The sequence below is a fragment of the Stieleria sedimenti genome, from assembly GCF_025060895.1.
Lineage (GTDB): Bacteria > Planctomycetota > Planctomycetia > Pirellulales > Pirellulaceae > Stieleria > Stieleria sedimenti.
On record NZ_JANZKV010000190.1, the window covers coordinates 1 to 1,281 of the forward strand.

A 1,281-nucleotide genomic window follows, 5' to 3' on the forward strand; every position below is an offset into this window, starting at 1 on the left:
GAACCCCTCTTCCCTGTTTCCTCCGGTCGAGTTGGTATTGGGCTTTAGCCCAATACCGCTAAGTTAAGCGTCGTATCTTCAGATGAGGGCCCGTAGGCTCGCGCCAAACGGCTGATATTCGTTTGACATCAGCCGGTTCGCGCCAGCGTCCGGGCCCCCTCATTCATGTTAACTTAGCGGTATTGGGCTTTAGCCCTCTGTGCTGCATCGCAGCGACGGAGAATTGCCTACAGGCTAAACACCAACGGCGCTGGTGTGCAGGCAAACAGTTTTGGCCGACCGGGCGGGAAGCGCGGTGGTGTGACGGGCTGTTGCGCTCAACCGGGTTTCAAACCATTTTGCCGCCGGGTTCGCCGTCGGCGACTTCCGACCAGGGTGACCACACCGCGGTGATGTCGGCGTCGAGCTACCACGGACCGGGCACACACGCGCTCTTTTGCGATGGCGCGGTGCGATTCGTGACCAACACCATCGACGCGGGTGACCCGAGCAATCCGAGCGTCGGACTCAGCGAGAACGGGACGGGCAAGACGCTGACTCCGCCGGGATCAAAAAGCCCCTATGGCCTGTGGGGCGCGTTGGGAACCAGAGCGAACAGAGAAGTGGTGACGATTGATGTCAGGAAACGTGCCGACGGGATCACCGAACCTCGTCGCCAGATCCCCGCAGAACAACTCGAAGCAGTTCGGAGGAAACCGATCCGAACATGGACCGCCGCTGGAGGTAGGGGCAAGATGAACGGTTGGCTCGTTTCCTGTGCGAAAGAAGGCGACGTCGTTTTGGTCAATGAAAAGGGAGACTTGAAATATCTGACGCTTTCTGACCTGATCGGCGAAGATGCCTACTGGATTGTGCAGTCCTTGGTGGCGGAGAAGGTGCAGGCCCGCAATCAACTGTTGGATCAGTTGCGTGACGCGGTCGGGCTGTTGGAAAGAAAAGAGTTCGGCGCTTTTCTCACACAGTTTGTCGATGCGTCACAAATGAGCGTTCAAGAAATGGGGATTGCCAGTGCATTCGTCTTCCAGAAACGAGGCTTGTTGATTCAGGGATTTGATGACGCGATCGGTTTTGCCCAGAGTGGCCAAGTCAACATCCAGGTCAATGACAATCGCATGCTGGCGACCTTTAACGGCAACGATCGGAATTTGACCGGCAATTTCGTCATGCACTACGTCAACGGCCGCTGGTATTGGCTGCCACCGCCACGCTAAGCCTTTCGGTGGGACGTCGATTCTTTTACCGCAGGATTTGGCAACCGATCTAGATTCTCTCCCTCTGGCA

Annotated in this window: 1 protein-coding gene; it reads left to right on the forward strand. The window is 57.0% G+C overall.

Annotation, left to right across the window (positions count from 1 at the left end; translation table 11 throughout):
* The first annotated feature begins 182 nt into the window (after positions 1 to 182).
* On the forward strand, positions 183 to 1,211 hold the full coding sequence (locus NZK35_RS23890) for a DUF1559 domain-containing protein (RefSeq protein WP_259635040.1): 1,029 nt from the start codon (positions 183 to 185) through the stop codon (positions 1,209 to 1,211).
* Positions 1,212 to 1,281: the final 70 nt, after the last annotated feature.